The following is a 6,580-nucleotide window of genomic DNA, read 5'->3' as shown; positions in this document are numbered from 1 at the left end:
GTCATTGACACAATTGCTGACAACGCTCAATCACAGCAGTGGCATCAACTAAGACTTCTTCGATGGTGACACAGTGAATACGACTACCAGTGAAACGAGCCCGTTGTTCAACTTCAATATCTGAGGCTATTAATACAATGTCTGCACAAGCAATATTTTTAGCCGTTAAAAAGTGCTCAATCCCCATCGCACCTTGGGTTTCGACTTGGATTTTAATTCCCATTTGATGTGCAGTTTTATTAAGTACATCCGCCGCCATATATGTGTGTGCTATACCCGTTGGGCAGGCTGTTACCGCGACAATTTTCATTTTCATCCCTAAACTTATAACGATTAAATACCAAGGCGCATAAATAAGCAGCCAGTTATGCAGAATATCATATTTTATTACAGAAAATGACGGGAGTTAATCCGTACGTTCACTGCAAGGAATAACACTAGTTATTATCCGTCATCTCGGAAGTTGAGGTTCGAAGCTATCCGTGATCTATTCATCGCGCCATTGAGCACTAAATATACTCGAGGAAATACACTAAAAGACACCAACGAAAACAGTCACTCTACAACGCGTGGATGGTAGATTCCCTATCTCGTTCGTAACCTCACTGTAGGGAATGACGGTGGTTGGGTTTGGCGTTCACTGTAGGCAATAACGGAATTACACAAACAAAAAAAACGACAGGCTCTCGCCTATCGCTTTTCATTTATTCTTGAAACTGGCTATCTAGTTTCTTAACAACGCGCTGTTACTCTTCGCGCTTTGATTTCCACTTTTTAATGCCGTTACTCTTGCCACCAAAACTTGGTTTGCTATCAGAGCTTGGTGTTGACGTACGCGCAGGACGATCATCATTATTACGACGAGGCGCATCAGCATGGTATCCACTGTGGCTATTACGCTCTTCATTCTGATTACGGCTGCTACGGTTCGCACCATCGGGACGACGATTAAAATCACCCGTACCGCTGTAAGTTTTAAACTGTTTTCCAGCTGCATGACGTTCATTACGCGCTTCTTGTGCACGGTGATCATACAACTTCGCATCAGTTGCTTTAGCAATCGTATGGCCATCAGCATCGGTCATTGACGCTTCTTCAGTACCGCTTGAGTGTGAAATCAACTGCTGAATTTCAGCGATTTCAGCATCGGTTAAATAACGCCATTTGCCGTTTGGTAAACCATCAATTGTAATGTTCATGATGCGTACGCGACGAAGTTTATATACTTCATAGCCTAACGCTTCACACATACGACGAATTTGACGGTTTAGACCTTGTGTCAATACGATACGGAATGAGAAATTCGTTTCTTTAGTCACTTTACATGGCAGCGTAACAGTATCTAAAATCTCAACACCTGATGACATTTTCTCAAGAAAGTCAGGGGTAATCGCTTGGTCAACACGCACTACATATTCTTTCTCATGCGAGTTACCGGCACGAAGAATTTTATTAACGATATCACCGTCATTGGTTAAGAAAATAAGACCATCAGACGGCTTATCTAAACGACCAATCGGGAAAATACGCTTACGGTGATTAATGAAATCAATCACGTTGCCTTCAATATGGCGCTCAGTCGTACAGGTGATACCCGTTGGCTTATTAAGCGCGATATAAATTGGACGTTCTTTGCTACGTAATGGCTTATCATCAACCAATACTTCGTCTTTATCCATTACTCGCATACCCATTTCAGGCATAGTGCCATTGAGGGTTACACGTCCCTGATCAATCAGCTTGTCCGCCTCACGGCGTGAGCAATAGCCAGTATCACTGATAAATTTATTAAGTCGAACCCCTTTCGGGCTCTGCTGTTCAGTAGAATTTTGTGACATGTTTTTCTTCTATAAAGGGCTTTAGGTCGATCAGGGCAATAAACCACTTAACGGTAGTTTACTTGCTCGATAGTTGTTATAGCGGAAGTTTAACTGATTGTGAGACGAGTAGCGAGTAGCGAGTTTCTTTACTCTCGTAAACTCGCTACTCGTGACTCATATTACTTATTTCGGTAAATCACCATGATTAATACGACCGATATAATCATGCTCCAATTCTTTTTCTAATTGCGCTTCGATATAACCTGGTGATTTAGTTTTAGCTGATAACAAGCGGTACATCGCTGGGATCACTAATAATGTCACTAAGGTGGCAAATGCCATTCCAAAGAACACCACCGTACCCACTGCGATACGACTTTCAGCACCTGCGCCAGTTGATAGAATCAACGGTAAAGAACCAAACAAGGTTGTAAACGCGGTCATTAAAATAGGTCGTAATCGACGTACTGACGCATCAACAATCGCTTGTTCAAACTCAATCCCTTTATCACGCAGTTGGTTAGCAAATTCAACGATTAAAATACCGTTTTTCGTCACCATACCAATCAACATGATCATCCCAATCTGGCTATAAATATTGAGCCCTTGTCCCATTATCCATAATCCAGCAAGACCACCAAAGATCCCCATTGGTACGGTTAGCATAACCACCAGCGGGTTAATAAAGCTTTCAAACTGCGCTGCAAGTACTAAATAAGCCACCAATAACGCCAAGCCAAACACTACTGCGATACTACTTTGGTTATCTCGGAAATCTTGTGATTCACCAGCATAGCTAATGGAGATATCAGACGGTAGGGTATCTATTGCTTGTTGATCTAAGAAATCAAGCGCATCACCTAGCGTATAACCCTTTGAAAGGTTAGCTTTTAAGGTGATCGATTTCTGTTTTTGGTGATGACTTAACTTTTGTGCTGATGCCACTTCATCAATAGACGCCACGGTATCAAGTGTAACCAGCTTGCCATTTTTCGCCCGTAGATAAATCTGACTAAGATCGGTTGAGCTATTAAAGCTATTTTCATCACCACGAAGATAAACATCGTATTCCTCACCGCGATCAACAAAGGTTGTTTCGCTGCGACCGCCAAGCATCACTTCTAATGTTTCCGCGATTTCAGTGACGGGAATACCTAGTTCCGCCGCACGCTCACGATTTACATTCACTAACAGCTCAGGAGTTGTTTCAGCGTAATCTAAATCAGCCCCTTCCATTAATGGGCTATCTTCAGCAATATGTTGCAGCTTAGTCGCCCATTTAAACAGCTCTTGGTAATCCGCGCCGCCTAATACAAATTGGACAGGTTCTGATGATCCACCTCGAAAACCAGGCATCATCGGCATCACTCGCACATCGGGAATACCCGCTAACGTCTTACTTATTATTCCCAATGCTTGTTGTGCCCCAACGGTACGATCATTCCAATCTTCTAATTGCATGATCACAAAGCCTGTTTGATCTCCTGCTCGACCACCAAAGGCAGGCGATTGAATACTGACTGATTTTAAAATCCCTTTGCCTAATAGCGGTAATAAACGCGCTTCAACTTGATCCATATTGCCGATCATACGGTTATAACTGGTACCTTCTGCGCCTTTAACAAACGCAAATAACACCCCACGATCTTCCTGTGGTGCAAGTTGCGCGGGGATCACTTTCATTAATCCTGCGCTGGCTACAATACACGCTAACACCACCAACGGTGCGACAAACCGTTTCTTAACGGCCACCGTTACCATACGACGATAACCATGTTCTAATTTATCAAATTGACGATCAATCCACAGATTAAAACGATTTGGCTTCACATTCACTTGCAGCAATTTACTGCACATAACAGGGGTTAACGTTAAAGCAATTAATGATGAGAAGATCACTGACATCGCCAATAACACTGAGAACTCAGTAAATAAACGCCCTACCATGCCTTCCATAAACGATATAGGTAAAAACACCATCACTAACACCGCGGTCGTTGCCACCACCGCAAATCCAACTTCACGAGTGCCTTTATAAGCGGCTAGTAATGGTGATTCTCCACGTTGTAAATGGTGGAAAACGTTTTCAACCACCACAATCGCATCATCAACCACCAATCCAATCGCTAAAATTAACGCCATCAGGGTTAATAAGTTAATTGAAAAACCAAAGAAATAAGCGGTGATAAAAGCTGAGATTAAGGACACTGGCACCGTGACGGCAGGAATTAACGTTGCACGCACTTGGCCAATAAAAATATACAACACCAAAATAACCAGTACTCCGGTCACTAATAACGTGCTGTAAACTTCACTAATTGAACGATCAATGAACACGGTGGCATCATAATCAAGCGTCAGTGAAGCGCCTTTAGGTAAAAATTGCTGCATTTTAGCCACTTCAGCACGCACTTCTTTAGCCACATCAAGCGGATTAGCATCGGACATAGTCACAATGCCTAAACTTAAATTAACGGCACCATTACTTTTAAATGTTGAATTTTCATTTTCAGCACCAATCGTAACGTCTGCGACATCTTTTAAATAAATAGGGGTGCCAGTGTCTGTTTTATGGATCATCAAGTATTTAAAATCATCAACGGTTTGGTAAAGTCGCGCGGTACGAACGGACATCACCGTTTGATCGTTACGAACTTCGCCACCGGGTAATTCAACGTTTTCATCATTTAATGCATTAACGATATCTTTGGTGGTAACTCCTCGGCCAGCCATTAGTGTCGGTTGTAATTTTACATACATTACCTTGTACAAACCGCCACTAAGACTGACTGAGCTAACACCATTTAAAAGACTGAAACGATCTTCTAAGACTCGCTGAGCGTAATCCGTTAATTGGGTACGATCCATTTCAGATGACGATAAATTAATGTAGATCGCAGGCTCACCTGAACCGTTATCTTTCGATACTATCGGATCATTGGCATCATCAGGAAGGCGACGTTGTGCACGAGCAACCGCATCACGAATATCACTGACACCTTCAGTGAGATCCCAATCCATATCAAATTCAACCGTGATCCGCGACATACCATTACGAGTAACGGAGGTAATGTTATCGATACCACTGATCCCTGATAATTCATCTTCTATCGGGGTGGTCACTTGGCTTTCCATTACCGTTGCTGAAGTGCCGTCATAAGTTGTCATAATAGTCACAACAGGACTTTCAATATCCGGCATTTCACGAACGGCTAGTTTAGAAAAGGAAACGATACCAAACACACACAACAGTAAACTTAATACAATAGCCACCACTGGCCGTTTTACTGAAATATCTGATAACCACATTAGCTCGTTACTCCAACAGCAGGGGTAATGTCTTTAATGGTTATACCGTCACGCATATTCACTAATCCTTGCACAACAATACGATCGCCTGTTTTTAAGCCTTTTTTAATAACAACATTATTATCAATACGCTCACCCAGAGCCACCAAGGTTCGGTGTACTTTTTGTTGTGGGTCAACAAGATAAACATAACGTTTAGTGCCTGAATATTCTAAGGCTTGTACGGGGATAATCGCTTGTTGTTGCGGAATAAAATCAAGTTCTGTCGCAAGTAACATTCCTGGTTTTAAAGCATGATCGCTATTTTCAAACACTACGCGGACTTTAATATTTAAAGAATCTGATTGAACACGCGAATCAATGGCTTGAATTTCACCCGTAAAGGTACGATCGCCCCACGCTTGGCTTTTTGCGGTAACGTTAATTCCAACCGTTAAAGAAGAGATATATTGTTCTGGCACTTCAATATCCAGACGCATAGAGGAAAGGTCATCAAAATTAAATAATTCACCGCCTGCTGCTACCATATGACCTGGACTAAAATCGTAGAACCCAACAGTGCCATTAAACGGCGCTCGAATAGCATGATCATTAAGATTCGCTAAAGCCGCTTTTAAACGAGCATTGGCAATACTTGTATTGGCAGTTTGAGCATCAATTTCAGTTTTAGTAATAGCACCACGAGACAATAAACGCTGAAATTCAGTCAGTTTTCGCTTTTCATCATTACGATAGGCTAAGGCTTCATCATAAGCAGCCACCGCTTTATCATCATCAAGTTGAATTAATAGTTGGCCTTTCTTGACCGTACTATTAACAGCAACTGCAATCGTTTTTATTTTAGCCGAAACTTCTGCAGCAATATTAACGGCATGTTCCGCATTCAACTTACCCACTAATGAAAGTGATTGAGCAACAGCTAAAGAACTAACCTCTCCCGTTGTCACAGACACAACACGTGACGATGACGCGGGCGGTGATTTATCTTGCGCAGCGTGTGACGTTCCTTGAAAGTAAAAGTAACTACCAGATAAAACTGCTGCGACTAATACTGCTACGACCATTTTTTTCATTTATTAAAACCATCATAAAAATCCTAACTGAATAATATCTGAACTAAAGGATGAATAACGTCAAGAAATGTAAAGTTAAGCAAAAATCGGCTTACTGATGAAAAATCAAGCAAGTGCTCGATAATAATGATAAAAAAGGTTTACAGCGCTGAAATGTTTGTTATTATCCGCCCCGCACTTGTGGTGGGGTTCCCGAGTGGCCAAAGGGAGCAGATTGTAAATCTGCCGGCACTGCCTTCGAAGGTTCGAATCCTTCCCCCACCACCATTAATTTTGAAGAATTGTTTTATAACAGTTTTTCAGTGGTTAAAGTGGTCTTTAATCACCAGAGCAACAAATAACTATTGCAACTAAAAATAGAGTAGCAAGCAACATCCC

4 protein-coding genes and 1 tRNA gene are annotated in these 6,580 nt (G+C 41.9%); 1 reads left to right on the top strand and 4 read right to left on the bottom strand.

Annotated elements, in window-relative coordinates:
• Position 1: 1 nt before the first annotated feature.
• The 4 genes from GLP24_RS19530 to GLP24_RS19515 all read right to left on the bottom strand — a co-directional run bounded on the left by GLP24_RS19530 (position 2) and on the right by GLP24_RS19515 (position 6,202).
• Complete coding sequence (locus tag GLP24_RS19530; RefSeq protein ID WP_045038300.1) at positions 2 to 310, bottom strand: PTS fructose transporter subunit IIB; 309 nt, start codon at positions 308 to 310, stop codon at positions 2 to 4.
• A 436-nt stretch (positions 311 to 746) separates the two neighbouring features.
• On the bottom strand, positions 747 to 1,838 hold the full coding sequence (gene rluF, locus GLP24_RS19525; RefSeq protein ID WP_232616422.1) for a 23S rRNA pseudouridine(2604) synthase RluF: 1,092 nt from the start codon (positions 1,836 to 1,838) through the stop codon (positions 747 to 749).
• A gap of 165 nt (positions 1,839 to 2,003) precedes the next feature.
• The gene (locus GLP24_RS19520; RefSeq protein ID WP_232616421.1) at positions 2,004 to 5,129 is read right to left on the bottom strand and encodes a multidrug efflux RND transporter permease subunit; all 3,126 of its coding nucleotides are present in this window, start codon (positions 5,127 to 5,129) and stop codon (positions 2,004 to 2,006) included.
• Positions 5,129 to 6,202, bottom strand: coding sequence for an efflux RND transporter periplasmic adaptor subunit (locus GLP24_RS19515; protein WP_232601740.1), 1,074 nt, complete (start codon positions 6,200 to 6,202; stop codon positions 5,129 to 5,131). Before GLP24_RS19515 ends, GLP24_RS19520 begins: the two co-directional genes overlap by 1 nt.
• A gap of 182 nt (positions 6,203 to 6,384) precedes the next feature.
• Here GLP24_RS19515 and GLP24_RS19510 point away from each other — a divergent pair.
• Positions 6,385 to 6,469 (top strand) — tRNA-Tyr (locus GLP24_RS19510).
• Positions 6,470 to 6,580 lie beyond the last annotated feature (111 nt).

Source organism: Photobacterium carnosum, from assembly GCF_021236965.1.
In the GTDB taxonomy this organism is placed as follows: domain Bacteria; phylum Pseudomonadota; class Gammaproteobacteria; order Enterobacterales; family Vibrionaceae; genus Photobacterium; species Photobacterium carnosum.
The sequence above is the reverse complement of the archived record's forward strand: the minus strand, read 5'-3'. Positions and strand labels throughout refer to the sequence as shown.